23 protein-coding genes and 2 pseudogenes are annotated in these 26,696 nt (G+C 69.2%); 11 read left to right on the forward strand and 14 right to left on the reverse strand.

The features are described 5' to 3' along the window. Both ACIQK6_RS38275 and ACIQK6_RS38280 read right to left on the reverse strand, forming a co-directional pair. A partial coding sequence (locus tag ACIQK6_RS38275; RefSeq protein WP_402697082.1) for a helix-turn-helix domain-containing protein occupies positions 1-381 on the reverse strand: 381 nt, incomplete at its 3' end. Between the two features lie 277 nt (positions 382-658). Further along, positions 659-1,927 carry a hypothetical protein gene (locus tag ACIQK6_RS38280; protein ID WP_329094649.1) on the reverse strand — a complete coding sequence of 423 codons (1,269 nt, stop codon included), beginning with the start codon at positions 1,925-1,927 and terminating at the stop codon, positions 659-661. 476 nt (positions 1,928-2,403) lie between these two features. Here ACIQK6_RS38280 and hemC point away from each other — a divergent pair. After that, positions 2,404-3,324: pseudogene (hemC, locus tag ACIQK6_RS38285) on the forward strand (hydroxymethylbilane synthase); the annotation flags it as partial. 86 nt (positions 3,325-3,410) lie between these two features. Then, positions 3,411-3,959, forward strand: a complete 549-nt coding sequence (locus tag ACIQK6_RS38290) for an AAA family ATPase (protein ID WP_329094651.1) — start codon at positions 3,411-3,413, stop codon at positions 3,957-3,959. Between the two features lie 33 nt (positions 3,960-3,992). Here ACIQK6_RS38290 and ACIQK6_RS38295 read toward each other — a convergent pair whose 3' ends face one another. Next, positions 3,993-4,406, reverse strand: a complete 414-nt coding sequence (locus tag ACIQK6_RS38295; protein WP_402697085.1) for a hypothetical protein — start codon at positions 4,404-4,406, stop codon at positions 3,993-3,995. A 340-nt stretch (positions 4,407-4,746) separates the two neighbouring features. Between ACIQK6_RS38295 and ACIQK6_RS38300 the strand changes: the two genes are divergently transcribed. Continuing rightward, positions 4,747-4,905, forward strand: coding sequence for a hypothetical protein (locus tag ACIQK6_RS38300; protein ID WP_329094654.1), 159 nt, complete (start codon positions 4,747-4,749; stop codon positions 4,903-4,905). Between the two features lie 76 nt (positions 4,906-4,981). Here ACIQK6_RS38300 and ACIQK6_RS38305 read toward each other — a convergent pair whose 3' ends face one another. From ACIQK6_RS38305 to ACIQK6_RS38325, 5 genes are all read right to left on the reverse strand, one after another. After that, complete coding sequence (locus tag ACIQK6_RS38305; protein WP_402697087.1) at positions 4,982-5,677, reverse strand: hypothetical protein; 696 nt, start codon at positions 5,675-5,677, stop codon at positions 4,982-4,984. Then, positions 5,655-7,430 carry a protein kinase gene (locus ACIQK6_RS38310; RefSeq protein ID WP_402697088.1) on the reverse strand — a complete coding sequence of 592 codons (1,776 nt, stop codon included), beginning with the start codon at positions 7,428-7,430 and terminating at the stop codon, positions 5,655-5,657. Before ACIQK6_RS38310 ends, ACIQK6_RS38305 begins: the two co-directional genes overlap by 23 nt. A gap of 213 nt (positions 7,431-7,643) precedes the next feature. Further along, positions 7,644-8,720, reverse strand: a complete 1,077-nt coding sequence (locus tag ACIQK6_RS38315; protein ID WP_329107378.1) for a GRAS family protein — start codon at positions 8,718-8,720, stop codon at positions 7,644-7,646. Positions 8,721-8,807: 87 nt separating this feature from the next. Beyond that, on the reverse strand, positions 8,808-10,244 hold the full coding sequence (locus tag ACIQK6_RS38320) for a cytosine permease (RefSeq protein ID WP_329094660.1): 1,437 nt from the start codon (positions 10,242-10,244) through the stop codon (positions 8,808-8,810). A 341-nt stretch (positions 10,245-10,585) separates the two neighbouring features. Beyond that, on the reverse strand, positions 10,586-11,248 hold the full coding sequence (locus tag ACIQK6_RS38325) for a hypothetical protein (protein ID WP_329094662.1): 663 nt from the start codon (positions 11,246-11,248) through the stop codon (positions 10,586-10,588). A gap of 565 nt (positions 11,249-11,813) precedes the next feature. Here ACIQK6_RS38325 and ACIQK6_RS38330 point away from each other — a divergent pair. Continuing rightward, on the forward strand, positions 11,814-14,462 hold the full coding sequence (locus tag ACIQK6_RS38330) for a LuxR C-terminal-related transcriptional regulator (RefSeq protein ID WP_329094664.1): 2,649 nt from the start codon (positions 11,814-11,816) through the stop codon (positions 14,460-14,462). Positions 14,463-14,481: 19 nt separating this feature from the next. Here the strand turns inward: ACIQK6_RS38330 and ACIQK6_RS38335 are convergent, their stop codons facing one another. From ACIQK6_RS38335 to ACIQK6_RS38350, 4 genes are all read right to left on the reverse strand, one after another. Continuing rightward, complete coding sequence (locus ACIQK6_RS38335; protein WP_402697090.1) at positions 14,482-15,327, reverse strand: hypothetical protein; 846 nt, start codon at positions 15,325-15,327, stop codon at positions 14,482-14,484. Positions 15,328-15,620: 293 nt separating this feature from the next. Then, the gene (locus tag ACIQK6_RS38340; RefSeq protein ID WP_402697092.1) at positions 15,621-16,067 is read right to left on the reverse strand and encodes an acyl-CoA thioesterase; all 447 of its coding nucleotides are present in this window, start codon (positions 16,065-16,067) and stop codon (positions 15,621-15,623) included. 276 nt (positions 16,068-16,343) lie between these two features. Next, complete coding sequence (locus tag ACIQK6_RS38345; RefSeq protein ID WP_402697094.1) at positions 16,344-17,114, reverse strand: transposase; 771 nt, start codon at positions 17,112-17,114, stop codon at positions 16,344-16,346. Positions 17,115-17,253: 139 nt separating this feature from the next. Then, positions 17,254-17,775, reverse strand: a complete 522-nt coding sequence (locus ACIQK6_RS38350; protein WP_402697095.1) for a hypothetical protein — start codon at positions 17,773-17,775, stop codon at positions 17,254-17,256. 252 nt (positions 17,776-18,027) lie between these two features. Here ACIQK6_RS38350 and ACIQK6_RS38355 point away from each other — a divergent pair, with 252 nt between their 5' ends. The 7 genes from ACIQK6_RS38355 (at position 18,028) to ACIQK6_RS38385 (ending at position 25,475) form a co-directional block, all read left to right on the forward strand. Next, positions 18,028-18,930 carry an ATP-binding protein gene (locus tag ACIQK6_RS38355; RefSeq protein WP_402697096.1) on the forward strand — a complete coding sequence of 301 codons (903 nt, stop codon included), beginning with the start codon at positions 18,028-18,030 and terminating at the stop codon, positions 18,928-18,930. Positions 18,931-19,052: 122 nt separating this feature from the next. After that, the gene (locus tag ACIQK6_RS38360) at positions 19,053-20,363 is read left to right on the forward strand and encodes a LuxR C-terminal-related transcriptional regulator (RefSeq protein WP_402697098.1); all 1,311 of its coding nucleotides are present in this window, start codon (positions 19,053-19,055) and stop codon (positions 20,361-20,363) included. A 670-nt stretch (positions 20,364-21,033) separates the two neighbouring features. Continuing rightward, positions 21,034-21,639, forward strand: coding sequence for an excalibur calcium-binding domain-containing protein (locus ACIQK6_RS38365; protein WP_329094683.1), 606 nt, complete (start codon positions 21,034-21,036; stop codon positions 21,637-21,639). 582 nt (positions 21,640-22,221) lie between these two features. Beyond that, complete coding sequence (locus tag ACIQK6_RS38370; protein WP_329094685.1) at positions 22,222-22,866, forward strand: PAS domain-containing protein; 645 nt, start codon at positions 22,222-22,224, stop codon at positions 22,864-22,866. Between the two features lie 6 nt (positions 22,867-22,872). Then, complete coding sequence (locus ACIQK6_RS38375; protein WP_402697101.1) at positions 22,873-24,006, forward strand: pyridoxal phosphate-dependent aminotransferase; 1,134 nt, start codon at positions 22,873-22,875, stop codon at positions 24,004-24,006. Next, positions 24,003-24,944 carry an ornithine cyclodeaminase family protein gene (locus tag ACIQK6_RS38380; protein ID WP_329094689.1) on the forward strand — a complete coding sequence of 314 codons (942 nt, stop codon included), beginning with the start codon at positions 24,003-24,005 and terminating at the stop codon, positions 24,942-24,944. The genes ACIQK6_RS38375 and ACIQK6_RS38380 overlap by 4 nt, the downstream gene beginning before the upstream one ends. A 66-nt stretch (positions 24,945-25,010) precedes the next feature. Then, positions 25,011-25,475: an ATP-binding protein gene (locus tag ACIQK6_RS38385; protein ID WP_329094691.1), complete on the forward strand. Its 465-nt coding sequence runs from the start codon at positions 25,011-25,013 to the stop codon at positions 25,473-25,475. A 198-nt stretch (positions 25,476-25,673) separates the two neighbouring features. Here the strand turns inward: ACIQK6_RS38385 and ACIQK6_RS38390 are convergent. Next, a pseudogene (locus ACIQK6_RS38390) lies at positions 25,674-25,982 on the reverse strand (DUF6247 family protein); the annotation flags it as partial. Positions 25,983-26,275: 293 nt separating this feature from the next. Further along, the gene (locus ACIQK6_RS38395; RefSeq protein ID WP_402697103.1) at positions 26,276-26,584 is read right to left on the reverse strand and encodes a hypothetical protein; all 309 of its coding nucleotides are present in this window, start codon (positions 26,582-26,584) and stop codon (positions 26,276-26,278) included. Positions 26,585-26,696: the final 112 nt, after the last annotated feature.

Below are 26,696 nucleotides of genomic sequence, written 5' to 3' on the forward strand. Positions count from 1 at the left end.
CGCGGCGGGACGCCGTGACGTCGCCGCCGGACGGGCCGGGTCCTCGGCAACAGCCGGACCGCTGGGCTCGGCTGACGGGACAGCCAGCGCGGGCGAGGGGGTGGCGGGCTCCTGGGTGTTCGGGCTGGGCCTGTCGGGGGCCGGGAGGGTGTCTGTGGCCGCGGCTGGACGGTGGGCGGGGGCGGTGGGAGGCGTGGCGTACGGCTGGGGTGGGGCGGGGTAGCGCTGGGCCAGGCCGTCGAGGAGGCGGCGGTAGGCCTGGAGGCGTTCGGGTTTCGGCTCGGCGCGTCCTTCCTCCCAGGCCTGGATGCTGGGGATGCGTACGCCGAGGGCCTGGGCGACGGCAGCCTGCGTCAGGCCGGCCGGTGGATCAGAACTCACGAAACTGAGACAGCGTCACACCTTCCGCGATAAAGACCTACGACAGCGATCTCCCACCAATCTCTCACTGCCATGACAGTGCCCTCCCCCGCCTAAACAGCCCCCGACCAGCACCAACACACTCACACCCCACTGTCTCTCACACCACCGTCCCCAAACCGAGAAATCGCACGAGAGCGAGTGGGGTGGTGCGTGTTGTCCCGACTCAATGAAGTCTGACCAGTCCCAACGGACTTTGACCGCGACCTTCACCAGCAGGAGCGGGTACGCGGAGGCGTCAGAACGGTGGTTCGTTGGAGATGGTGCCGCCCCAGGGGTCGGGAGCCGGGGCTGCGCTTGGCCTGACCTGGAGGACTCGGACGGCGTCCTTGATGCGGCCGAGGCCGATGAGGTGGTGGGCTAGGACAGTGCTGTTGGAAACGGGGTGCTGTTCGAGGACAGCGACGGCTTCCTCGATGCGGCCGGCCTCGGCAAGCAGGTCCGAGAGGGACCAGGCCGCATACCAGGTGCCGCCTTCGGGGTGGGCACGGGCCTGCTCGATCGCTTCGTCGCGTAGGCCGCAGTCGGCTATGAGCGGCAGCCGCATCCGGAAGAAGTCCCACGCCTCCTCACCGTCACGTCGCTCCTTGAGCGCGTCGAGGTAGGCCAGAGCCTCCTGGGCGCGGCCGTGCTCGGCATACAGGGTGCACAGCGTGTCAACGACGCAGTCGTCCGCGCCGCCCGGGGAATCTGCCAGGGCGCGCATCGCCGCGATCGCCTCATCGGCGCGGCCGTACCGGACCAAGAGCTGGGACAGTAGATGGGCCACGCGCCACATGTCGTGAGGCTTCTCGGCGAAGGTCCGGTAGACGGCGATCGCTGCCTCCTCATCGCCGCGTTCCTCCAGTACCTCGGCCAGGCTCCGCGCGGCGTGCCCGTGGTACTCGGAGTCGGTGTACGCGCGCAGTTCTTCAAGCCGTCCATGCCTGGCCAGCAGGTCGGCCAGCGCGTCCCGGCCGTTGACCGACGTGACCTCCCGGCGGCGCAGCAGAGCGATCGCCTCGTCGACGCGGCCTTGCCGTTCCCGGACTGTGGCGAGCAGGTCGAAGGCGTTGGACGGTTCCATGCGGAGTCGGTGGCAGTCGGGGGCGTCACAGGCCGGAACCGCGGCCTCGATCCGGGCTTTCAGCAGCGCCGCTACTTCCTCGTCCTGGCCTGCGGCTTCGGCAACGTCGACCAGGGCCTGGGCGATGAACCAGTCCTCAATGCCGGGCCGCAGCAGCACGAGCGCCTCGGCGGCCCGGCCGTGCCGGGCCAGCAGACGCGCGAAGAAGTCCAGGACCAGCCGGTCGCCGTCCTGCGCGTACGGGCGGGACAGCTCGATCGCCTCCTGCGCCCTGCCCCAGTCCTCCAGCAGCTCGGCCCGGGCCCGAGCCGCCGGCCACCAGCCCGTCGCGATGTACGGACCGAGCACGTCCAGCGCCTGCTGGTACTGCCGCCGGTCGCCAAGCAGCCGCGCCCACTCCAGCGCGCAGAACCACTCCCCACGCCCGGCCTGGAACTCCACTTCCCGCTCATGGCCAAGCTCCAAAAGCCGGGTCACCAGCGATGAAGGAATGCAGCCGCCCGACAAGGTCCGGGCCCGGTAATCAAGATCAGCAGCGTCCACAGCCACGCACCCTAGCCGCCACCCCTGACACCCCCGGATCCGCCGGTGGTCAACGTCCGATGAGACAAATCCCCGCCCCGTCAAACTTCGCTGAGACTGATCAAACTTCGGTGAGGCAGGTCACGTGTCGGCCAGGCGGCGACGGGGTGCCCCTGCACACGCCGCCCAGCCGTAGTAACCATGGCTGCCACGGGATGCCCAAGCTCCTGCCGTCGGGCGCCGATGCCGAAGGTGGCCGGCTCCCACAGGCGCGCTCGTGGGCAGCGGGCCTGTCTCTGGAGCACTCGATGGGGTGCGCCCACCTCGCCCACCCCTGAGAACCCAGAGATCCGTCCCATGACGACCCTCGCTCCCCAGACCTCGTCCGGCTCGGGACCCGGCCCAGCGCCATGGCCATGGAGCAGACCGGCCGCTTCGCCGAGGCCTTCCGCACCCGTCACCCACGGCTCACCCTCGACATCCGCACGATCACCTCCGAAGGCGACGCGCACCTCGGTCCCCTGTCCCAGATCGGCGGCAAGGGCGCGTTCACACGCCGCGCGGACACCTACCTTCTCGACGGCCGGGTCGACGCCACCATCGCCTGCGCCAAGGATCTGCCCAGCCCCCACGACCGGGCGCCGGGGGCGGTGGTTGCCGCGGTCCTGCCCCGCGAGGACGTCCGCGATGTCCTCGTCCTGCCGGCAGGGCACCGCTCCGTCACCCTCGCCGAGCTTCCACCCGGCACCCGAGTGGGAACCAGCGCTCCCCGCAGGGCCGCCCTGCTCGCCTCCCTCTACCCCGGACTCGTTCCCATCCCGATCCGCGGGATCGCCGACAGCCGCCTGAACCGCCTCGATCACGGTCGGCTCGGCGCCGACGTGATGATCGCGGCACTCGCAAGCCTGCGGCGCCTCGGTCTCGAGGACCGGGCCAGCGAGGTGCTCGACCCCACCGTGTGGTTGCCCGCCGCCGGGGCCGGGATCGTGGTCGTCGAGCACCGCGCCGACGACACCGCCACCGGCGAGCTGCTCGCGCCCCTCACCCACCCCGCCACACGGACCCTCCTCGACGCGGAGCTGGCCGTCCTCGCCGAGTTGGGCGGCGGATGCCTCACCGCGGCTTCCGCCCACGCCACCCTCGACGACACCGGGTGCCTCACCGTCCGCGCAGCCGTCCTCGCCCCGGCCGGCGGACCGACCCTGCGCGCCGAAGCATCCGGCCCCGCTGAACAGGCTGCCGAGACCGGCCGGAAGACAGCCCTCGCCCTCCTGGACGCCGGTGCGGGCCGGCTCCTCGCCGCCACACCCGAGTAGCCGGGCTGTAACCCTCGGGCTGGCACGGCCCATGCCTCAATCCGGCGTCACCCTGTCCGGAATTTCCCTATTCGCGGAGCGCGCACATGCGGAAACCCCGTCTCATCGCTGTCACTGGCCCCCCTGGGGCCGGGAAGTCCACCCTCGCCCGGGCGCTTGCGGCCGAGCTGGGCTGCCCCGCCATCCTGCGCGACGAAGTCAAGCAGGGCATGGCGGCAACCCTCGGCCCGGCAGCGACCGACACCGACGCCCTCAACGTGCCCGTCATGCAGACGTACTTCAGCACCCTCGGCGTCCTGCTCCGTGCGCAGGTCACCGTGGTCGCCGAGGCCGCCTACCAGGACCGTCTCTGGCGTCCCGGTCTGCAACCTCTGGCCGACATCGCCGACCTGTGGGTCATCCGCTGCCACGCCCCCGCCCGCACCCTCGTCGGCCGGATCAGGGAACGCGCCACCCGGGACCGGCACCGTGCAGCGCACGCCGACGAGCAGTTGCTGACCGACATCGCCACCGGCGCCTACGACCCGGAGGCCTTCGCCGAGATCTCCCTCGACGCACGCGTTGTGCGTGTGGATACCTCCGACGGATACCAGCCCAACCTGATCGAGATCGCCACACGCGTCCAAGCCCCGTGACCACCATGCCGCTCAGGCCGCCGCCTCGCTCCTTCAACGAGCCAGGTACGGCCCCGGCAGCCGCCGCCCGCAGTTCTCTCGAAGGGTCCAACCATGGCACAGTCCCCCCTGCCGTCCTTGCTCGCCGCATTCGCACACCCGGACGATGAAGCGCTCGCGGCTGGCGGAGGTGAGCCCCAGTGCGCGGTTGTCCTTGCCGTCCCGCATGTGGTCCAGCCAGCGTTCGTACCAGGACAGGAAGTCCCGGGCCGAAGAGACGTTCGGGGGCCAGAAGCCGTCTGAGTTACCGATGAGCACGCGGCCCGTGAGGGGTTCGGTCACGCGGATGAGGCACAGGTCTGTGCAGCCCATCTCGATGACCTGGAGGAACAGGTCTCCTTGGAGTGCGTTCGGGTGCTTCACGTGGTGGAATCCCCGCGGGCTGCCGTCCGGCGGTTGGCGGTCCATGGTGTACAGCCTGCGCTTCTCCAGCGGAAGCAGACCGTAGAAGGGCTGGCACCGCTGCCCCCGAGTCCTACCAGGAACGCCCGGTAGACCAAGGGCAATTCGATGTGGGTGTTCGCCCTCGAAGACGTCTGCCTGCACGGAACTGGTGCGTGGGCCAAGGCGAAATGCGTGGCGCTCGGCGCCCGCCGAGTGGCTGCGCCGCGCCTGGTAGGGCACCTTGGCCAACTTGGAGCATATGCGCGATATCCGGGAGTCCATCGGAGGATCGCTTCTCTCGTCCGCCGCCACTCTACTGGACCACCCGCATGAGGCATCACCGGACGCCGGGAGAACGGACCGGATGGAGTTCGTGCTCCGTCCCGCATCGCCGCGGGTCGGGCGCGAAGTCACCGTGCACGCCACCCTTGGCGTGGACACGGACCCCGGCCGGGCCTGCACGCCCGGGGACGTCTCGGAGTTCCTGCGCCGGGCCGGCCGGGACGACACTTCAATCCGCTGACGGCGCCGGTGACCGACCCCAGGATCGGGCCGGGTCCGAGCCTGCCGCCGGTCTCGTGCGCCCTGTTGCCGCAGGGTCATAGGCGGCAGCTGTAGGTGAAGGTGGCCTCGGCGCGGGCAGGGTTCGGTGACAGCACCTCCAGTACGGCGGTGGCCTGCATGGAGCCGGGCCCGTGGAAGGCCCATTGGAGCGCGACCTCGGTCAGCCGTGCTCTCGGTGCGACGCGCTGCCGCACCGGGCTGGTGCCCGTGCCGTCACTGCGGCGCCAGCGATAGCTCACCGTTCCGCCTTCCCCGTTGCTGCGGATCGTCCCCAGCACGGTGACGACGCTGTCGCAGCCGGCGGCTGGGGAACCGGGACGTACGGTGACTCCCGTCACCGACAGAGGATCGCCGGCTTGCTGCCCGATGAGGAGAAGCAGGGCCACGATCGCCGCCCCCGCCACGACCGGCCAGCCCCGAAGGACGCCGCGTCCGCGCTCGGCACCGGCGGTGTACGGCGCGCCCGAGGAGTCGGTGCGGGTGCCGTGCCACAGCGCGGTGAGGTTGTCCCGGCCGCCGGACGGAGGAGCGGCCGACGCCGGTGCGGCCGCAGGGTCCGGTGTGGTGGCGTGGACGGTCTTCTGTGCGGGTGGCATACCCCAGGCGGCATCGTCCAGGAGGGTCGCGCTCGTGGCCTCGTCAGCCGGGTGCGAGCGGGGGAGGAAGACAGTCAGGTCCTCGTCGTGCGGTCGGTGGTCCATGGCCGGCTCAGAGGATCGGGTTGCAGTCATCGGCGTAGAGCACCTTGTACGTGCCGGTACCCGTCGCTGCCGCCGGGCTGCTCGACACCTGGACACCCCAGTAGGGGAAGGGGTCGGAGGGTCCGAACGTGTGGGCGTACGTCTTGCTGAACGAGGTCTGCCCGGCAGGGATGGTGATCCTGTCCGTCGCCACGGCGGGGCCCGGCCCACGGGTGTTGCTGTGGAACCAGGTGAGGATCAGCGTTCCGGTGGAGGCGCCGTCGGTCTTCACGGATGCGACAGCCTGGGTGCCGAACTTGCCGGAGCAGCCGTACTGGGAGAGGGACACGGCCAGCACCCGCACGGTGGGGGACACGACCGGCGGTGCGACGGGTGGTGACCCAGGGGCCGCGGTCGTGGTGGAGGGCGTCGGCCGTGCTGCCGCATCCGTGGAAGCGGGTCCCGCACCCGGAGCGGACGACGGCCCCCCGGCCGTCGTGGAACCCTCCACGGCACCGCCGGTGCCGGTTCCGCCGTCGGCAGCGGGACCGGCAGTAGTCCCCGACTGCTCGGAACCGGGGGCGGTGGTGGAGCGGGGTCCTGTGGGGCGGGTGCCGGTCGGGGAGCCCGGCGCGCCGGGCGAGACGGTCGAGCCTGCGGCATCGGGAGCGCCCGGAGCGCCGGGAGCGTCGGCGGACTGAGGAGCGGAGCCTGCGGCGCCGGCCTCCGAGCCGTCCTCTTCAGCGATCGCGGACAGCGTGAGGACCCCGGTGAGCAGAAGGGCGGCAGACGCGGCGACGACTGCGGCCGGGCGTCGGCCGGCAAGGAGACCGCGGGATCGCGGCCGACCCGATGCCGCCGCTGCGGAACGTCCCGTTCCCGCAGTGGTGGTTGTCTCGGCGAGCGTGGTGTCCGCGAAGGTCGTCGTCGCGGTCACGGCGTCGTCCGCAGAGCGCACCAGCATCGGCAGGAGTGTGAGGAGCGCGGCCATTCTGCGCTGCCCTCGCACCTCCCAGTCCTCGCCGTACGCGCGGGACGCCAGGGCGTCCAGCTCCCGGACGAACGCGGCGGCGCTCGGCGGCCGTTCCACGGCCCGCTTGGCCAGGCCACGGCGGATCAGCGGCCGCAGCGCCTCAGGCACTCGGTCGTCGGGTATGGGCGCCTCGATGTGCTGAACCGCCAGTTCGGCAGCCGTGGTGCCCGGGTACGGCTTGGAGCCGGCGAGGCACTCGAAGAAGACGGCCGTCGCGGCGTAGACGTCGGTGACGGGGGTGACGGCGTGCCCGGTCCACTGCTCGGGAGCCATGTAGGGCGGGGTGCCGGCGATGTCGGAGGCGTCCCCGCTGGCCACTGCGATCCCGAAGTCCACCAGCTTGGAGCAGCCGTCGAGGCCGACCAGAATGTTCTCCGGCTTGTAGTCCCGGTGCACCAGCCCCGCCTCGTGAGCTGCGGCAAGTCCGAGCAACGAGCCCTTGAGCACGGTGAGGGCCGCTTCGGGACCCGTGGGACCTTCCTGGCGCAGCAGCGTCCTGAGCGAGACCCCGTCCACCAGTTCCATGACGATCGCGGCGCCTTCGAGGTGCTCGACGTAGTCGTCGATCCGTACCACGTACGGTGACCGCAAGCCCATCAGCAGACGGGCCTCGGCACGGAAGGCGGTGCGCGCGCCGTGGGTCAGATACTTGATCGCCACCCGGGTGCCGGACACCTGGTCCAGAGCTTCGACGACCCTCCCGCAGGCGCCGGCGCCCAGTTCCCTGCCATGGATGTAGCCGGGCACCTCCCACTGTCGAGTCGCGCCCATGTCCCCGTCGTCCACTGTTGCCCTCGCTGCGTCGTCGCCGTGCGCGCCCGGGAGCATGCCTCCCACCGCGCGGGCAGCCGGCCCGGCCGGCTGCTGCGGCCAGTCAACCGGCCGGCCTCGTCGAGGCGCGTGAGCAACCGGTACTCATCCGACGTGCGGCATCGGTCGCGTCCCGTCCGGCGCGGGCCGGCACCTCCACCACCGCTTCCCCGGTCAGCGGGTGGGTTCGGCCACGATCACCGCGGCGACGGAAGTCTGCTTGTAGGCCAGTTCGAGGTGGGTGGGATGGGCGGTGGTCGTGAAGCCTTCCGGCTGCTCGCCGGCGGGTCGGGGCAGGGGGACGGGGGTGAATCCGCAGGCGGTCAGACGGTTGATCCACGTGCGCGTCGGCTCGTGCCGTTCGAAGCGGGAGGTCTCGCAGACGGCGCCCACGACATCCTCGATCTCGCGGCCGAAGAAGCGCTTCATCTCGCGCTTCTCCCCGTCGGTGGCGCTGGTGGCGTCGATCGCGGCGAAGACCGTGCCGTAGTGGTGCCAGGCGTTGGCCAGCCTGACCGGCAACGGGACGAGGTGGTGATCGCTGTCGGGTTCGCACAGTGCCAGCGCGGCCGGCTCCAGGGCGCGCAGCCGCCGCAGAAGTGTGGCGCGTGCGTCCTGTTCACCTGAGTGGTTCAGCATGTGGTGGAGAGCGAAGGAGGCCGTGACGAGCAGAGGGCGGGGCGCATGCTCGACCAACGCCCACACGCTCTCGTCCGTGTCCTCGCTCGCGGCGAGAATCGGACGGAAGTCGACCCGGGTTCCTTCAGGCACTTCCGGTCCGTTCAGGGCCCGGTCGGCCGCGTCAAGGCTCTCCGCGGCGACATCGGCACCGATGACGGTCACCCGCTCCAGCCCCGCGCGGGCCACCAGGTCCAGCTCCTGACGGCCCTGACCGATTCCGAGAGCGAGAACGGTCGCCTCCTGCCGGTCCGCGCAGTACTTCAACAGGGCATCGTTGGCGAACCTCCCCGCCCGCAGGAACGGCAGGTGCTGGTGCATCAGGTAGAACAGGTCGATCTGGGGCATGCCGTCGGCACGGAGGTAGAGATTGGCGGGCCGGTCCTGGCCGAGGCGGGCAGCCAGACCGGCGAGGAAATAGTCGCCCAGGCCCGGGCCGTCCTTAGAGAACTCGCCCGCCTGCTTCAAGCAGGCAGTGAAGCGCTCCATTTCGCCTGATTCGGCGGCGATTGCAGCCGTTTTGAGAAGTGAATAGATGTTGTTTGTCCCGTAATGCCATTTACTGATCAACATTTCGCGCACTAATCCTCTAAGTCGTCTGCGAGCACGGACAGGGGCGCATTGCCTGATTCCTTCTCGCCCCGCCGGGCCGCGGACCGCTCACCGATGTCCTACGGACGTCAACGGACGGCCTCCGCGAGGCGCAGCGGTGACCTCGCCCTTTCCGGCCAGCACCGCGTAGAGGGCACCGCTCACCAGCAGCCCCACGACGAACGAGACGTCGGCGCCGTCCATGGCCTCGGCGACCGGTCCGCGGAAGAGGCCGGTCGAGACGAACGGGACCATCGCGACGAGACCCATGCCGTACGAGACCAGGCCGCGCCAGGACCAGCGTCCGTAGATGCCCTGGTCGTCGAAGATGTCCCGGATCACGTACTGGCCCTTGCGGATGGCGTAGTAGTCGACGAGGTTGACCGCAGTCCAGGGGACCAGGAAGTAGAGCATCAGCAGGACGAAGCTGCTGAAGCTGGCCACGTAGTCGTCGGGCAGGGACAGGGCCAGCGCGAGCACCACGGCGCCGACGGACAGGACGACGACGGTCCGCAGGCGACTCGTCGGCCGGTCCCGCCGGAAGGCGTCCACCGCGCTCACCGCGGTGAGCATCGCACCGTAGGTGTTGACGCCCATGACACTGATCAGGGCCAGAGCCGATACCAGAACGACGAGTGAGCCGAAGCCCGAGACGATGCCGTTGCCGGTCCGGAGCAATCCGGCGACGGCATCGTCGGCAGGCATACGGCTGCCGACGAACGCGCCCAGGGACATCAGCCACACCGCGGAGCCGGCCGCACCCGCGTAGGTCCACCAGATGACCTGGCGGGGGTTGGCGTCCGCGGGCAGGTACCGGGAGTAGTCCGACACGTAGACGGCGTAGCTGATCTGGTAGCCGGCTGCAGCTGCGAAGACGGTCAGGAACGAGGTCCACGGGCTGCCGGTCGCAGGGGTGACGACCGGCGCGTCCCACCATTGAACGACCGTTCCGGCGGTGAGCATCCCGAACACCAGGACGAGAAGTCCGGTCAGGACGCGTTGTACGAGGTGGATCAGGTCATGCCCCACCAAGGCCAACACCACCGACACCACAGCCAGGACGGGGTACCAGAGCCAGGGGCCGCCGCCGACGATCTGTGTCAGTCCCTGGGCCGCGAGCACGGTGTTGAAGACGTTGAAGCCCAGGTAGACGAAGACGACGGCCGTGAACGGTACGACGGCTCCCCGGACCCCGAACTGGGCTCTGGACTGGATCATCTGAGGCAGGCCCATACGGGGCCCCTGGTTGGCGTGGACCGCCATGAAGAACGTGCCGAAGCAGGCACCGAGGACCACAGCCGCCACCGACCACCCCAGGCCGAGGCCGATCGAGGGGCCGATGAATCCGATGACGAGGGTGGTCAGGACGAAATTGCCGGAGAACCAGAACGGGCCCTGGTGCCAGAGCTTGCCGTGACGTTCGTCCACGGGGATGTAGTCGATGGACCGTACCTCGGGGGCGGTCAGCTGAGTGAGACGGCGACGCGGGGCTTGCTGGTCGTGCACAGGGGGGTCCTTTGCGCTCAGGGCTGGAAGCAGCGGCCATACCGCGACCGGGTGGCCGGCTGCCTCGGAAGAGTCAACCGAGCGCCGGAGCCTTGGCACATGAGCAAGCACTACTCATCCCGGTGCCACCGGGGTCGTCCGTGGAGGAGTCCGGGACGCGTGTGGCACGAGGCCGGGCGGGGCCCCTCAGCCGCTGCGCACACCCGTGCGACAGGTCCCGCGAGTACCTCTGCGCGGGCGCACCGTCTCGCGCCCGCCCACGGTGAATCGACTGCGCACGTTCGGCGGCAGTCGTCGTCTCCCTGATGGTCGCAGGACTGCTGAGAGAGCGCGAAAGTTGGTCAATCCGATGCTTCACAACGTTCGGGAACGTTCCAGGCGGCCGCGTCCTGGACATCGGGTCCGTTGATTTCCACAGCGTTCTGACGGACGTCGACGAACAGGGCCACGGGCTCCATGTCCTCGACTCCGAAGAACGACACACGGCCTGCACCGCCGAGCTCCTTGGCGGAGGTCCCTGCGAAGATCAAGGGAAGACGATACTCGCAGTACGTGTCATGGTCGCGGAACGCTCCGCTCACGACGACATCGGCATGATCGTGCAGTGACAGGACGTGGACCCGCAGCAGACTCGGGGCCGGATTGACGCGCAGATGATCCAGGAGGGCCTCGACCCGAGAGTCCCTCCTCAGCTTTCTGGCCTCCAGGAGGTAGATGCCGGGATTCCCCTCGTCGTCCACTGCCGGCCTCCATTCCACGACGTCTTCCGCCGTGATCTCATGGCCGACGCTCCGAAGTCCGTCCAGTGCTTCTTCCAGGGTCGAGGCATCCTCGATGACGAGATCCGTCAGCAGGTCCTCATCGAACTCATCGAACTCTTCCGAGAACCGGGGAAGGGTTTCAAGTCGTGCCCGCTGTTCAATGAGTATGTGCCCGCGCCACGCCTCGAAATTCTCGACGGAGGGAAATGTGAGCCGCATTCTGAATTCAATGCCGAAGGTCATCCTCTGTCCATCCTCATGTACGTGGGTTCGTTTCAGTACTCTCGTCGTGCAGGTTCTTGCGCCGGTGGGGAAACCGACCTTGACGCCGGGCTCCGACGCCCAGCGCTCGGCGCGGCCGGGAATCCCGTCCACCCGAGGCCGTGATGCCCGGCATGCGTACGGCGCGGAAAACCCGGCGGTTTCGGGCCCGCGCGGACGCCCCCTCCCGTGCGACATCGGCCAACTCGCGTTCGGATATGATCCGCTTCAGCGGCCGATACGCCATCCATTCTCCTGACGCCACAACCCGGTTCCGCACGCCAGCCCGCAACTCACCGCCTGCGAGCGCCACGGACCGCCGTCAGGCCATGGGCGCACCTCGTGATCAACGCGTGGCGCAGCGTGCTTGAGCAGCCCGTTTCGCGCATTCTCCTCCGCCTTCCCTTTCGGTGGTGTCAAACGAGAACTGCCGCACGCCGGCGGTCGGACGTGAACAGCGCTCGATCGGGTCGCGTCGGCGAGCTCGGCCGCGAAGGCCGCGGGCGTCGGCGAAACCGGGCAGGAGCCAACCAGTGGGGGCAGAGGAATGAATCGAAACGGTGTCGTGCAACGGTGGCCGCTGGTCGGGCGCGAGGCCGAGCTGAAGGATTTCGACGAGGTCGTGTCGGAACCTCGCAGCGCCGCCTTTCTGGTCTTCGGGCCGGCCGGAGTGGGCAAGTCCCGGCTGGCCGAGGAGTGCCTGGACCGTGCCGTCGTGCTCGGACACCGGATCGGCAGGGCGGTTGCCACCTCGGCGGCGGCGTCGGTTCCGCTGGGCGCCATCGCCCATCTGCTGCCCGACGGCGTCGATCTGTCCGACCCGGTCTCCGGATTCGCCAGTGTGGCCAGGCTGCTGTCGCGGCCGGGTACGGCGCGGCCCCGCATGGTGATCCTGGTCGACGACGTCCACCTGCTCGACGCGACCTCGGCCATGTTGTTGCGGCAGTTGATGGACGCCGGGGTCATCTTCCTGCTGGGAACGGTTCGGTCGGAGGAAAGCCAGGCGCTGGCGGTGGCCGCGCTCGGACACGGGGACGCCGTACGGCAGGTGGACCTCGTCGGGTTCACCCGTGGGCAGGTCGTGACGGTGCTGGAACAGGTCCTGGAGGGGCCGGTCGTGAGGAGCGCGGTCAACCACCTCCTCACGAACAGCGGGGGCAATCCCCTCTACCTGCGGGAGCTGGTGGTGGGAGCCGTGGCCGCCGGAGTGCTGACCTGCGACGGCGAGATCTGGGACATGACCGCGGACCGGCTGCCGGGCACGCGGCGCCTGACCGATCTGATCCGGTCCCGGCTCTCCGTCGCCGCACCCGCCGGCCGACAGGTACTGGACGTCCTGTCTCTGTGCGAGCCGCTCTCCCTGGGCCACCTGGAGATGGACACCGAACCGCAGGTGCTGAACGAGTTGGAGCAGTCGGGGCTGATCGTCGTCGTCCAGGAGGAAAGACGCTCAGCGGTCCGGCTGGCCCACCCCCTCTACGGTGAGGTGCTGCGCGCGGACATGACGGCCCAGCGCCGCAGGGAGACCCTGCTCCGGCAGGTCCATCTGCTGAAGCGCACCGGGGCCCGTCGCCGCGAGGACGCGGTCCACCTCGCCACGTACAAGCTCGCGGCCACCGGCACGGCCAATCCGGGTCTGCTCGTCCGCGCGGCAGCCCTGGCCGCGCACGCCCGCGAGTACCCCCGCGCGCTCGATCTCCTGCGGGCGATCCCGGAGCAGCACCAGAGCTTCCAGGTCCAGCTGCTACTGGGCAACACCCTGTACGAGGCCGGTGAGTACCAGCAGGCGGAAGACGCGCTGTCGCGGGCCGACGTCATGGCCACGACCGAACAGGACGTTCTGTCCGTACTGCCGGTCCGGATACAGAACCTCCTGTGGGGCGTGGGAACACCCTACGAGGAGGTTCTCGACCTCCTCGCATCCGTCCGCAGCCGGGTCACCAGTGCCCTCGGTCACCGCGTCCTGCTGGCCAACGAAGCCGCCAGCGCGCTCACCGTGGGAGACGTCGGACACAGCCTTGCCCTCAGCGCGGACCTCGAACTTGAGGGCGCGCACGCACCCGACGGCCAGACATGGCTGTGGGCCGCCATGACCAGGTCCACGGCTCTTGCGGTCACGGGTCGCGGGGAGGAGGCCGAGGGCTGGATCCGACGTGTCATGGCCTTCAGCGCGGCCGTGGGCGAAACCCACTCCGCGGCCACGCACGAGGTGGCCCACCGGGCGGTTCTCGTCCTCGCCCTGGCGGAGAGCGGCCGTCTGGCCGAGGCGCAAGAGGTCGGTGAGCGGGCCTTCGCGGGCCTCACGGACGCGAGCGCGACCGCGGACCGTCGACTGCTGGCCTTCTATCTGGCCCGTGGCACATGGACCGCCGGCCACCCGGCTCAGGCGCGGCGCTGGTTCGCGGAGGTGGCCCGAGCGTCCCGCCCGTACACCCCCGTCGTGCTGTCGATGGCGCTGGCGGGTCTGGCGGCGTCCGCCGCACTGCAGGGAGACTGCGAAGCGGCGGAAGCAGCCCTGGCCGAACGCGATCGGCTTCCCGCCGCGGGGTTCTTCCCCGAAGAGAGCCTGGGCGAGGCCTGGCTGTACGTCGCCCGCGGTGAGCTGACCCGCGCTCGAACGGTCCTGACGGCGGCCGCCAGGGAGGCGTTCGAGCGCGGGGAAACCGCGTCCGAGGCGATTCTGCTGACCGACCTCGTCCGCCTCGGGCAAGCCGGGGAAGCCGCCGTGCGGCTGACCGAGATAGCGCAGGAGCGCACCGGGCGCTTCCACCGGGCCCGCGCCGATCTGGCCGTCGCATGGTCCACCCGCGACCCGGACGGGCTGCTCGCCGCCGCGGACGCTCTGCAGGCCATGGGAGCGGACCTGCTGGCAGCCGAGGCGGCGAGCACCGCTGCCGCCGCCCTGCGAACGGCCGGACAGACCCGTCGGGCCAACGCCGCCGCCGTCCGCTCCGACGAGCTCGCGGCCCGCTGCGAGGGAGCGAGAACCCCTGCCCTCATGGCGTGCGCGGAGGTCGTGCAACTCACCGTGAGGGAGCGCGAAATCGCCCTGCTCGCCTCCCGGGGCATGCTCAGCAAGGACATCGCCGCCGCGCTGACCATCTCCGTACGCACCGTCGACAACCACCTGCAACGCATTTACAACAAGCTCGGCATCACCACGCGCAAGGAACTGGCCGACCGACTGCTTCCGTGACCGTGCAGCGAGGCTTCCGTCAGGTTTGCCGGGTCGCCGTGAGCATTTCACGGAACCCTTCCACAAATTCCCGGCCGGCCGCACCGTCGTCGAGGGGGAAGGGATAGCTGGACGACTCGCTGGAATCCAGCCACGCCGACCTCACATAGATTTCACGCTCCCCCTCACTGTCCTCCCGGCGAGGCGTCTCGCTCACCATGGTCTGCTGAAGTCTCCCGACAAAAGCGACTCCGCGCCCTTCGGTGTGCGCTATCAAAATGATGACCAGGTTCTCGGTGAGAACGCATGCCTCGATCACGGGAGCCGGCCCGGCATATGCGCCTCGCGGGAGCACGCCGTTGTCCGAATACCGCGTTTCGCAGCACAGCCTTGTAGCGGCGCGGAGATCCCCCAACGAGTACCTGTGCACCGTGTCCTCCAGCAGGGGGAGGAGGCGTTCATCGAGCTCGGTAATGCGGCACAGCCTGGTGTGACGCTCCCTCGGGCCCTCGCCGGCGACCGCCCCCAGCCCCCATTGCGCGTACAGGGAAAAAGGCGAGAACCGTGCCTGGAGGAACATGAACGCCAGACCGGCGATGATGCATACCGCCCCGGTGGTCGAGAAGACGGTTTCTCCGCGCTCAATGCCTGACGCCAGCAGGCCCAGCCCTGCCGCGGCAACGGATGCCGTGCCCATCACAGTCGTTCCGCGTATGGCAAGCATCACCGAGATCGTGATGCTCAACGTGAAGACCGTGGCGATCCATCCCATCGACCAGGCCATGTCAGGACTGTACGAGACGGAGGCGATGGAATACACGGAGAACGTTTCCCCCAAGAGGGCTGCAGCTGCCAGAGCCGCTACGGAGGACTTACTGTTCAGCATGAGGGAAACGCACTCCTTAGGGTTGTCCTGAAAATGCCGGCACGGGTTGGAAGATGTGAACGCCAGGCGTTCGGTTGGAGTCTTGCGCGTACCCGGCCGGGTGTCGTGAGCAGCACCTACTCAGCCCGGACCGCCGCGTTCACGGACCGTTAGGGGCGGTTTGATCCAGTAGGCGGAGCCTCGCCGGAGCCGGCCGGTTCGCTCTGCACGCGCTGCGGTCGGCCGGCGCCGCGCGCGCCGGGAGCCCGGCGCTCCGCACCGTGCCAGCGGCCGGCCTGCGCGCAACCGACCTGCTACCGGGCCGGCTCCCGCATGAGGCCGTGCGCGGTCTCCCGCAGCTCGTCGCTGAAGGCGAGGGGCTTCAGGGTCTCCGGGTCGATCCGGACCTGCACCCGATGACCGTGAGCATGCACACAGCGGCCGTCGCCGGATCTCACCTGGAACTCGTACATCACGCTGGTGCGGCCGAGCCGTGAAATCCGGAACCACACGCCCACGTCCCCCGTGCCGCGAATCGGCTCCTCGTACGTGACCATGAATTCACGCACGACGAGATGCGTGTCGCGATACCGTGAGCGATCAGGATCCGTGCTCCAGCCCTGTTCTCGCCAATAGGTCGCGATCGCTCGTTCGACGAACAGCGCATGGCGCGAATTGTGCACCATTCCCAGGAAATCCAGGTCGTCGAAATGTACCTGGACCGATTGGATGTGTCCCGCTTCGACGGGCAGTTCCTGCATGGCCGTTCCCCCTGCTGCCTGATCTTCCACGTCCGGTCGAATCGACGCCCGGTCACAGACGACCACGACTGCCGGATGATCCGCATGAGTAGCCGGTACTCAACTCAACAGGCCGCTCAGGCGGCCGTACACCGGATCGGTAACCGGCTAGTGTGACCGGCATGCATTCAATCGAGTTTCGTGTGGCTCCCCACCCCTTCGGGGGGGATAAGGGTTGTCCCGCAAATGATCTCCGAGACGCCTCGGACAAGGTTGGCCGCCGCGCGGCCCGCTGGCCTATCCGGCGAGGGCGAGATTATGCATTCGAGCGATGCCGAGCATGGCGTGGTGGACGCCGTCGCCTTTGAGGCGGCAGTCGCGGAGGATCTTCCAGGTCTTCATACGGGCGAAGACATGCTCGACCCGGGCTCGGACCTGCTTGTGGGACTTGTTGTGTTCCCCTTTCCAGTACGGGAGTTCGGTCTGGCCACGCTCACGGCGGTGCGGGATGACAAGTCCGGTGCCTAGGTAGCCGCCGTCGGCGATCGTGAGGGTCTTGCCGACTGAGGCTTTGGCGCCGGACTCCTCCCATGCCTTGCAGTCGTTGCGGTTGCCGGCGAGCGGTCGGCCGACCACGACGATCAGGCGGGTGTCGGCATCGATGACGACCTGGTGGTTGGTGGAGTAGCGATAGTCCTTGGATTGGGCGGCGATGGTGTGGTCGCGGGTGGGGACCAGGGTTCCGTCCACGATGAGCACAGTGTCCTTGGCGAACCGCTCTCGAGGCTGGAGCGCGAGCATCGGCCCGAGGTGATCGATGATGCGGTCCGCCGCCGATTTGGACACCCCGAACAGCGGGGCGAGCTGGCGCATGGTCAGGTTCGTGCGCCAGTAAGCCGCGACGAGCAGTGCCCGGTCCTCCAGCGGAAGACTCCACGGCCGACCCTTGCGGACCGCATCCGCGCCCTCGCGCCGCAGCACCGTCACGAGCTTGCCGAAGTTGCGAGGGCTCAGCCCGGTGAACGGGGCTATCCAGGACGGCTCCGACGCCGTGATCACACCAGACACCGCGAGATCATCTCATCCTCCTTTGCCCGGAGCCGGGCGATCGCGGCCACTGTGCCGCGGCGAATCATGCTGTCCGGCCCTGCGTTCGCTCGTATGCACGGAGCCATCCGGGCTCGGCCGGTCTGGAACGACGAGCCCATCAGGCAGGTCGGCAACGCCGGTAGTAGGCCCAGGCCAGGGCCAGCACGATCGGCCCCCACAGCATCGCTGGAGTGACGCAGACCCGGGCCAGAGCCATCCACCATCCATTGCTGTACCCCACCTCGGGCAAGACGCCCGCCCAGGCAAGCGGGAAGAGGCCGAACATCGCCACCAGCGCCAGGCCTCCCAGGACCGCCGGGATCACCGCTACGAGCGGCGCCACGCGCCGGCCGCCGATGAACGGCACCCAGCGCGGCACCACCTCGCCCCACCCGCTCACCAGGCCGGTACAGAGCAGTGCCAGTGCCTCGGTGAGCACGCTCAACCCGAACACGTAGGCCGGGGCCCACCACGGCATGGGCGGTGCCGACGGATCTACCGTTCCCATCGAGAAGTCGAAGGCGAACGGCAGCCGCCACAGGCAGTGCGGCAGCACGACGAACGGAAGGGCCTTCGCGAACCGGAGTGCCCAACGCGGAACCGGACGCTCGGTGTCACCCAGAGCAAGGTTGATCGGCATGAATCCAACGTCGCCGAACCTCTGACGACAGGGCGTCGCCCGTGCGGATGATCACGATCCCCCATACGGGGGAGCCAGCTGCCGATCGCAGCGGCCGTTGATGGTCGCAAGACTCGGATCCCCCGTTCGGAGATCATTTGCGGGACAACCCTTAGGCCATAGCGGGGCCACGGCCTGCAAACCACATGCTCCGCGAATTGCAGGCTGGTACGCAGCCCAGCGGCACGGCCTGAGTAGCCATCGGGTCGGCGAATGTACTCGGAATGGATAGGGCGTCGGGTGGCTCGTATACCCAAGGAATCCGGAAACCTCCCGGGAGATACGACAAGTTTCGTCGGGCGAAAGCACGACGTGGCACGGTCTCGGCAGCTGCTGGGCCGAACAAGGCTGTTGACCCTGACCGGACCTGGCGGGATGGGAAAGAGCCGGCTTGCCCTGCGCGTGGCGGCGCAAGTGCGCCGTTCCTTCCCTGACGGGGCATGGCTGGCGGACCTGGCAGCAGTGGAGAAGGAGGAGCTGCTCGAACACGCCGTGCTCGCTGCGCTCGAACCGGGCCACGACATGGGGCAGCATCCGCTGGCCGCCCTCACCGATTTCCTGCAGGGCAAGCGGCTCCTGCTGGTGCTCGACAACTGTGAGCACCTGTTGCACGGCTGTGCGCTGCTGGTCCACGCATTGCTGGCTTCAGCCCCGGGCCTGCAGGTGCTCGCCACCAGCCGGCAATCCCTGGGCGTGGCCGGAGAGCACCTGCTGACGGTATCCCCTCTGTCTGCTCCGCATCCGGACGATCCCGGGCAGGTCACAGCGGCTGGCCAGAGTGAGGCGCTGCGGCTGTTCGCGGACCGGGCAGCTGCCACTCTGGGCGAGCACGCGCTGTCTGAGTTGGGCAGGGCGGCTGCTCTGATCTGTCATCGTCTTGACGGGATTCCCCTGGCTGTCGAGCTGGCTGCCGCTCGTATGCGGGTGCTGACGTGCGAGCAGATCCTGGACCGGCTGGATGACCGGTTCGCGTTGCTGACGGGTGGAAGCAAGGCCGCACCGGCTCGTCAGCAGACCATGCGCGCAGCGGTCGATTGGAGTTATGACCTGTGTGGGCCGCAGGAGCAGCTGCTGTGGGGCCCGTTTGTCCGTCTTCCCCGGCAGTTTCGACCTTGAGGCGGTGGAGACGGTGTGTACCGCCGAGGGTCTCACCGCGAAAGAGGCGTTGGATGCCGTGACAGGCCTGGTGGACAAGTCGGTCCTGAACCGGGAGGACGATCACCTGTGCGCGCTACCGGATGCTTGAGACACTGCGTCAGTACGGTCGCGAAAGGCTTGGCGAGCGGGGTGAGGTAGAGGGGGTACGTCGCCGCCATCGCGACCGTTACCGGAGCCAGGTCCTACTCGCCGAGGCCGAGTGGTTCACCGGGAGGCAGACCGAGTGGTTCGCCCGCCTCCGCCAAGAGCGGGCGAACCTGCGCACCGCCCTCGACTTTTGCCTGTCCCATACCGGTGAGGCCCGTGCAGGGCTGGAGATGGGCGGAGGCCTGTGGAGCCACCGGCTGGGTTCGGGGAGTCTGGAGGAGGAGCGCCACTGGCTGGCCCGGAATCTGGCATCGGACCGTACGCCGAGCCCGGCGAGGGTGAAAGCCCTGTGGGCCGACGGGTGGCTGGCTCTGCTGCGCGGAGACATCGCGTCGGCGCATGCCCGGCTGGCGGAGTGCCACACGCTGGCCGATTCGCTCGGCGATCTGCTGGTGAAGGCGCACGCCGCGCAGTTCGAAGGCCTGATCGCCCTGTTCCAGGATGACTTCGCGCGTGCAGTGCCCCTTCTCGACTCGGCTCTTCAGCAGTATCGGGCTCACGGCGACCCGGGCGACACCTGGTCGACGCTGTTCCTCCTCGGCCTGTCCTGCTGCCTGTCCGCAGAGCCGCGTACTGCCGCCCTCTGCGAAGAGGGCCTGGCTCTGTGCGAGACGCACGATGCTCAGTGGTCCCGCGCCTTCTCACTGTGGATCTCAGGGCTTCGTCTCTGGCTGACAGGCAACGTTGAGCGGGCTGTCAGTGCTCTCCGGGAGGGGCTGGGTATCGCACGTGCTACAGACAACCGTCTGGCCTTGGCTCAGTGCCTGGAGGTGCTGGCGTGGGCCCGGGCTGGTGATGGGCACCGTGAGGAAGGCGCCGAGCTTCTGGGGGCGGCTCAGAACGTCTGGCATCAGGTAGGCGCCACTCTTCCCGGAGTCGGGCGGCTATTGCATCACCGCACCGAATGCGAGGACCTGCTTCTGCAGGCACTGGGCCGTGCCCGCTTCACCGTCCGGGTTCGGGTGGGAGCCGCCTTCACCACGGAACAGGCTGTCGCCCGTGCCCTTGGCCGGCCAGTACCCGGTCCTGGTGCGGCCCAAGCGTCGGCCTCGCCCCTCACTCCGCGGGAAACGGCCGTTGCCAAGCTAGTCGCGCAAGGGCTGGCGGACAAGCAGATAGCCGCTCAGCTGGTCATCTCCCATCGCACGGCACAGGGGCATGTCCAGCGAGCCCTGGCCAAGCTCGGGTTCACCTCCCGCACCCAGATTGCTGTCTGGGTCCGGGAGCAGATGCCACGCACCTGACCCCGCACCATCGAACGCAGTCGGGGATCCGCTGACCCTCTCAAAAGGGGCCAGCCAGACCGCGGGCAGGCAGGTGTCCCGGCATTGGCGACGCGTCACGGTCGTTTCCTGGTCGGGCGGCACGGCCGTGTGTCCACCAGGGTTCCGGCAGCCGGTTTGGACAGGCAGTTGCACGGGCCGGCCGGCACGTGGCGCGGGCGAGCTCGCCGTCGAGGAAGTACCGCTCGAGCAGGTGGCCACCGCACTCGGCAGCAGCGAGACCGGTACGCCTCCCGCCGCGCAACCGTCCAGGCGGAAGCCCCGGCTGGCGGGGGTCCCGTTCGAATGGTGTGGTACTCACTGCGGGCCGAGCGCTCCGACACGGGTCGGCAGTCCGGCTGGCGAGTGCGGTGTCCTTCGGGAATTACTCGGTGCTGTCCGGTGACCAGGGGCGGGTGGAGACGTTGACCTGGTGTATCCCTGCGTGCCGATGCCGTGCGGCGTGGGGGTGTCCCGGCCCCTGGGCGGGGCTGATCGTGGCGCTGCCCGGTGGTCGGTGGTCGTTCACCTTCCCGTGACTCGCCCTTCCTTCGTGCTTTCAGTCTGGAGACGCGTGTACCCACCCTCTGACACCAGCCTGTCTTCGCCCGTTCCGGGCCGCCGTTGGCATCCCGCGTTGGCGGTTCCTGCCGTGGTCGTCGCGACGCTGGTCATTCCCCCGCTCGGCGCCGCGCTGGCGTTCATGGCGCGTTGGGACAAGGCCGGCAGGGCGGTGACGGTCGTGTTGGCGTCGGTCTGGTTCGGAGTGCTGCTGGTGGCCGGTGCCAATCCGAAACCCGCTGGCGTGGACGCCGAGCGGAAGCCTCAGGCGCAGCCGGTGGTCGTGGTCACGGTTACTGCCCCCGCCCCGGCGGCTTCCGCACCGATCTCCGCGTCGACTGCTCCGACGGCGCCCCCACCGGTGCTGCCGCCAGCGGAGGTGCTGGCTCCTGTTGCGCCTGAGGGGGCAGCCGGTGCTGCCCGGCCGCCTCAGGGTGAGGGCGCGGCGGAGCCGGGGCGTCAGGCGGAGGCTGGTGACGGCAAGGCCAGGACTTCCGGCAGCGCTTCTGCCGTCGGCGGATCCTCATCCCGCACCGGTACCGGCGGAAGCAGTAGCTCGGGCTCCGAGGACGGGGGTTCGGTGTCGTACCGGAACTGCACCGCGGTCAGGCAGGCGGGGGCGGCTCCGATCCGGCGTGGCGATCCTGGCTTCGGGCCGCATCTCGACCGTGATGGTGACGGTGTCGCCTGCGAGTGATCCCGTCGACGGGCACCCGGTTGGTTGCCCGGCGGGCCGGCAGCTACGGCGCTGGTGGCGTAGCTGCCGGCCCGGCTCCGGTTTGGCAGCCCGGTTCCGTTCTGGGTGATCGTTTCGGCGGGTGAAGGCGTACGGCCACCCGCGTGAGGGGGCCGCTTCCCGTACGTGAGGGTCGCTGGCTGTCCGGATCGGGCAACCGGGCGCTGCGTCCACCACGGTTCCGGCGGCTGGTGTGAATCAACAAGGCAATTGCACGGGGCAGCCGGATCGCACCGGCAAGATCACCCGAGTGATGCCGCCCCGGCCCGCGCACGCAGGGCATCGGACGCCGAGCGGGCAGCCCTGACATCAGCACCGGGGTGCGGTGTCAGGTGCCCTGTACCGAGGCCAGGCCAGCGGGGGCCGTCATGTGTCAGGACCAGGGGAAACCTGCCACCGGAAAGCTCTGGTGCATTTTCAGGGACGGGCCGTGCACCCGCCGTGCCGACGAGGCCTGCTTCGAGCGGCCCCACTTTCGGGCCCGCGGAAGCAATCCCCCCGCCGGCCTGGACACTATGTCCAGACTGGACGTACAGTTCAGAAATGAGTGGAACAGAAGCGGACCACGACCCTCGTCTTCGGATGTGGGGACCGGTGTGCCAGGCCGTCGCATTGCTCCTCGGCCCGTATGCCGAGGTGGTCCTGCACGATCCGGAAACCGACCGGGTGCTGGAGATCTGGAACCCGATGACCACCCGCCGCCCGGGAGATCCTTCGCTGCTCGGCGAGCTGGACGCGCTCGCCCAGTCGGCTCAGGACGTGTACGGGCCGTACGAGAAGATGCTGGTGGACGGCCGGCGCCTGTCTTCGGTCAGCGCGGTTCTGCGGGATGCACAGGACCGGCCGTCGGCGGTCCTGTGCATCAATCTCGACCGCACTCCGCTGGAACAGGCCGCGGCGGTCCTGTCCGCCTTCGGCGCGCCGATCGTGCAGCGCCCCGAGCCCCTGTTCGAGGAGGACTGGTCCGAGCGCATCCAGTATGTGATCGGCTCCTACGTCCGCGCGTCGGGCCGCCCCGTCGAACGCATGACCCGCCAGGATCGCCTGGTCGTCCTCGGCCGCCTCGACGAGGCCCGGGTCTTCGCGGTGCGCCGCGCCACCCCGGTCGTCGCCGCGGCGCTGCAGGTGTCCCGTTCCACCGTTTACGGCCTGCTGGCCGAGCTCAGAGCACCCAGCGCAAAGGACTGATGCACCATGACCCGCCTCCCCGATTTCCGCCTGGAGACGTACTTCTCGCGGTGGGAGTTCACCGCCCACCATCACCTGACCGCCTCCGACGTGCAGACCATGACGCTCAGTGAGCTCCTCGCGCTGGCTGACGACAAGGACCGGGACGCCTTCGAGAACCTGTCCCTGGGTTACACCGAGACGTTCGGCGACCCGGCGCTGCGGGAAGTGATCGCGCAGATGTACGAGTGCGCCGGCGCGGACGACGTCATCTGTTTCGCCGGTGCGGAGGAAGCCCTCTACCTGGCGATGAACGTGCTGCTCGGCGCGGGCGACCATGCGGTGGTGATGACCCCGAACTACCAGGCCGCCGAAACCGTGCCGATGGCGCTGTGTGAAGTCACCGGGGTGGCCCTGGACCCGGACCGGGACTGGGCCCTGGATCTCGACGAGGTGGCGGCGGCGATACGGCCGAACACCCGGGTCGTCTCGGTGAACTTCCCCAACAATCCGACCGGCAAGGTCATCGACGCCGCCGACTTCGCCGCGCTGGCCCGGTTGTGCGACGAGCGGGGCATCCACTTGTTCAGCGACGAGGTCTACCGAGGTCTGGAGTACGACCCGGCCCGTACCCTGCCGCAGGCCACCGACCTCTCCGAGCGCGCCTTGTCCTTGAACGTGACGTCCAAGTCCCTGGGGTTGCCCGGGCTTCGGATCGGCTGGATCACCTGCCGTGACCGCGAGCTGCGCTCTCGTCTGGAGCGCGCCAAGCACTACACGACCATCTGCAACTCCGCGCCCAGCGAGGTCCTGGCCCGTATCGCGCTGAAGGCCCGCGCCACACTCCTGGACCGCAACCGGGGACGGATCGCGGCCAACCTGCCCGCGTTCGAGGCGTTCTTCGCCGAGTTCGCGGACGACTTCGAGTGGCGGGCCCCGGACGGCGGATGCGTGGCCTATCCCCGCTATCTCGGCGCCGAGGGGGTGGAGGAGTTCTGCACCCGTCTGGTGGAGGAAGCCGGAGTCCTGCTGCTGCCCGCGAGCATCTACCACTCCGAACTCACCGCCACCCCCGCCGACCGGTTCCGTATCGGAATCGGCCGGCGCAACCCGGAAGAAGGCCTGGCCGCCTTCGCCTCGTGGATGAGGACCCGTCAATGACTCTTCCCGTGTTCGACCTGGCCGCCATCGAGCGGACGGTCACCTCGCGGCTGGTCCTGGACACCGTCCAAGACGGGCTGATCGCCCATGCCGAAGGCCGCACCGGCGTGCCGCACCCCCTGCACATGGCATTCCCCGAAGCCGACGGCGACTGCCACGTGAAAGCCGGCTGGATCACCGGCGCCACCAACTTCACCGTCAAGATCGCGACCGGCTTCTACAGCAACTCCGCCCTCGGCATCCCCTCAAACCACGGCCTGGTCTGCGTCGTCAGCGCCCGCACCGGACAGATACGCGCGGTCCTCGACGACCGCGGTCTGCTGACGGCCTGGCGCACCGCGGCAGCGGGCGCGCTCATCACCCACGCCATGTCCCGCCCCGATGCCTCGACGCTGGCCGTCTTCGGCACCGGCGAACAAGCCCGCCTCCAGGCCACCTGGCTGGCCGAACTCCGCACCATCAGCACCGTGCTCGTTCACGGCCGCACCCTGCACAGAGCCAACGCCCTGTGCGAACGGCTCCGCGTACACGGACTGAACGCCCGACCCGCGGTAGCTCAGGACGCGGCCGCCGCCGACATGATCATCACTACGACTGCGGCCACAACCCCCGTACTGGACGCCACCCACGTGCGCGAAGGCGCACACGTGACGGGCATCGGCACGGACATGCCCCACAAGAACGAGCTCCCACCCGCGCTCTTCCGCCGCGCACAGGTCATCGCGACGGACGACCACGCCCAGTGCATCGACCACGGAGACTTCGGCCATGCCGTCCGCGCCGGAGCCACCGCCCAGGACAGCGACATCCCTGCGGGTGAACTCCTCAAAGCGCCCCTCGACCGCCCCGACACAGCAATCACGGTCGCCGACCTCACCGGCGTGGGCGCGCTCGACGCGGCACTCGCCTCAGCCGTCCTCGACCAGCTCCTGCGGTAACTCCCAGAGCCGCACAAGCCGGAATTCACCCGTACTTCTCACACACCCGACCGGCAGGACCCTGCCATGGACGCCAGCCCCCACACCGAAGCAGCCCCCTCCCCCACTGCACCCCGACAGCCCATAACCCGCACACGGGCCAACACTCCCTGCACCTGGCGGCTGCCGCACTGCCCCGAGTCAGCCGGCACCGCACGCCGCATCGCCACCACCGTCCTCCACGCATGGAACGTGGACGACGACACCATCGACCACGCACTGCTCGTCGTCTCCGAACTCGTCACCAACGCCCTCGAACACGCCCTGCCACCAGTCGTCCTCCATCTGCACCGGGCCGAAGACGACAACACCCTGCGCATCGAAGTCGACGACGGCGGCCCCACCCACAACGAGGGCGCCTGGACCGTGAGCTGCGCACCGGAAGAACACGGCCGCGGCGTAGCCATCATCACCCTGCTCGCCAGCGCCCACGGCACCCGCATCCTCGCGCACACCATCACCTACTGGGCAATCCTCCCGACAGCCAAGTGAAAGCTGAATGCAGCACGGCCGCCGCTAGCCACCAGTGAGCAGGAACCATGCGCTGATTCCCATACACCGGCAGCAGCAATTCGCCCACCCATGACCGTTACTCTCGGCACCGTGTTCCTCGAAGACGTCGGCGACCTGGTCCATCTCGAAGAGACAGAGGCAGTGGGAGGGGTCGGATTCGCTGCCTTCGTCCAGCCGGCGCCGCTGGCCGCGGAGCTCGGCCATGCCCACGAACCCCGTTTCGTCGCGGCCGGAAGCGGTGAACGCGTCGACCGCAGGAGCGGAGGCGAGACGGGCCTGCCAGACGTGCACGACCTCGTAGAGGGTGGTCAGGGAGAACGTTCGACGCGACTCCTCCAACGCGGCCGCCCACTCCCGCTCGAACGCGGGCACCCACCGCTCCGCACGGCGGTCGGCGCGCAGCTTGGTGAGGAGTTCGGCCGCAGCGCCCGGTGCGGGTGCGTACGGGGCGGTGGGGGCGGGTGTGTGGTCGGGCTGGGCGCTCATCGGTTCCTCCTCGCGGGTGCTACCGGCCACGGTAGAACGCGGTGGCTTAGGCCGGGGAGGTTCGGACGGATGCGCAGCCTGGGACCTCGTTTGCTGCCGCGCCGCGGGCGCGGGAGCAAACGAGGTCGGCAGCGGCACCTTCACGGGGCTCTTCGCCACTTCCGCACGGCGCAGGTCATCCACTAGGGACCACGCCAGGTCATCCGAGTCCAAGTCCTCGGCGTCGACCTCGCTCAGGTAGTCCTCGATGCCCTCGCGCAGGACGTCGGCCTTCTCGTCATCCGTCGTGCCGGTTAGTCTGCCCGACCCCGGGCGGCCGCGAGGCCGCGTGCGCGGGACAGGTCGGTGCAGCGGATCCCGCCTCCGGGGTGCCACTCCAACACCGGCCCCACCGCGTCGCCGTGCTCGGCGCACCAGGACACCGGGACCACGCCACCGCAGCCGTGCCGCGCACACACGCAGGACTCACCCGGACCCACGTACGCAACCCCGTGGCGAACCACCCCGCCCGCCGGCCCCGGGGCGGCGGTGCCGCGCAGGCCGGCGGGCCAGGCCAGCGTCAGGCGCAGGACCCCCGACCCCGACCGGAACCGGTCGATCACCCGCACCTCCCCCGGCGCCGCCAACGGGCCGGTACCGGGCGCAATCAGCCGACGCAGCGAACTCCCCGGCCGCCAGGGCGGCCACCGCTTCGGCGTCCTCGTCCGTGGCCCA

The organism is Streptomyces sp. NPDC091682 (genome assembly GCF_044756625.1).
GTDB lineage: Bacteria > Actinomycetota > Actinomycetes > Streptomycetales > Streptomycetaceae > Streptomyces.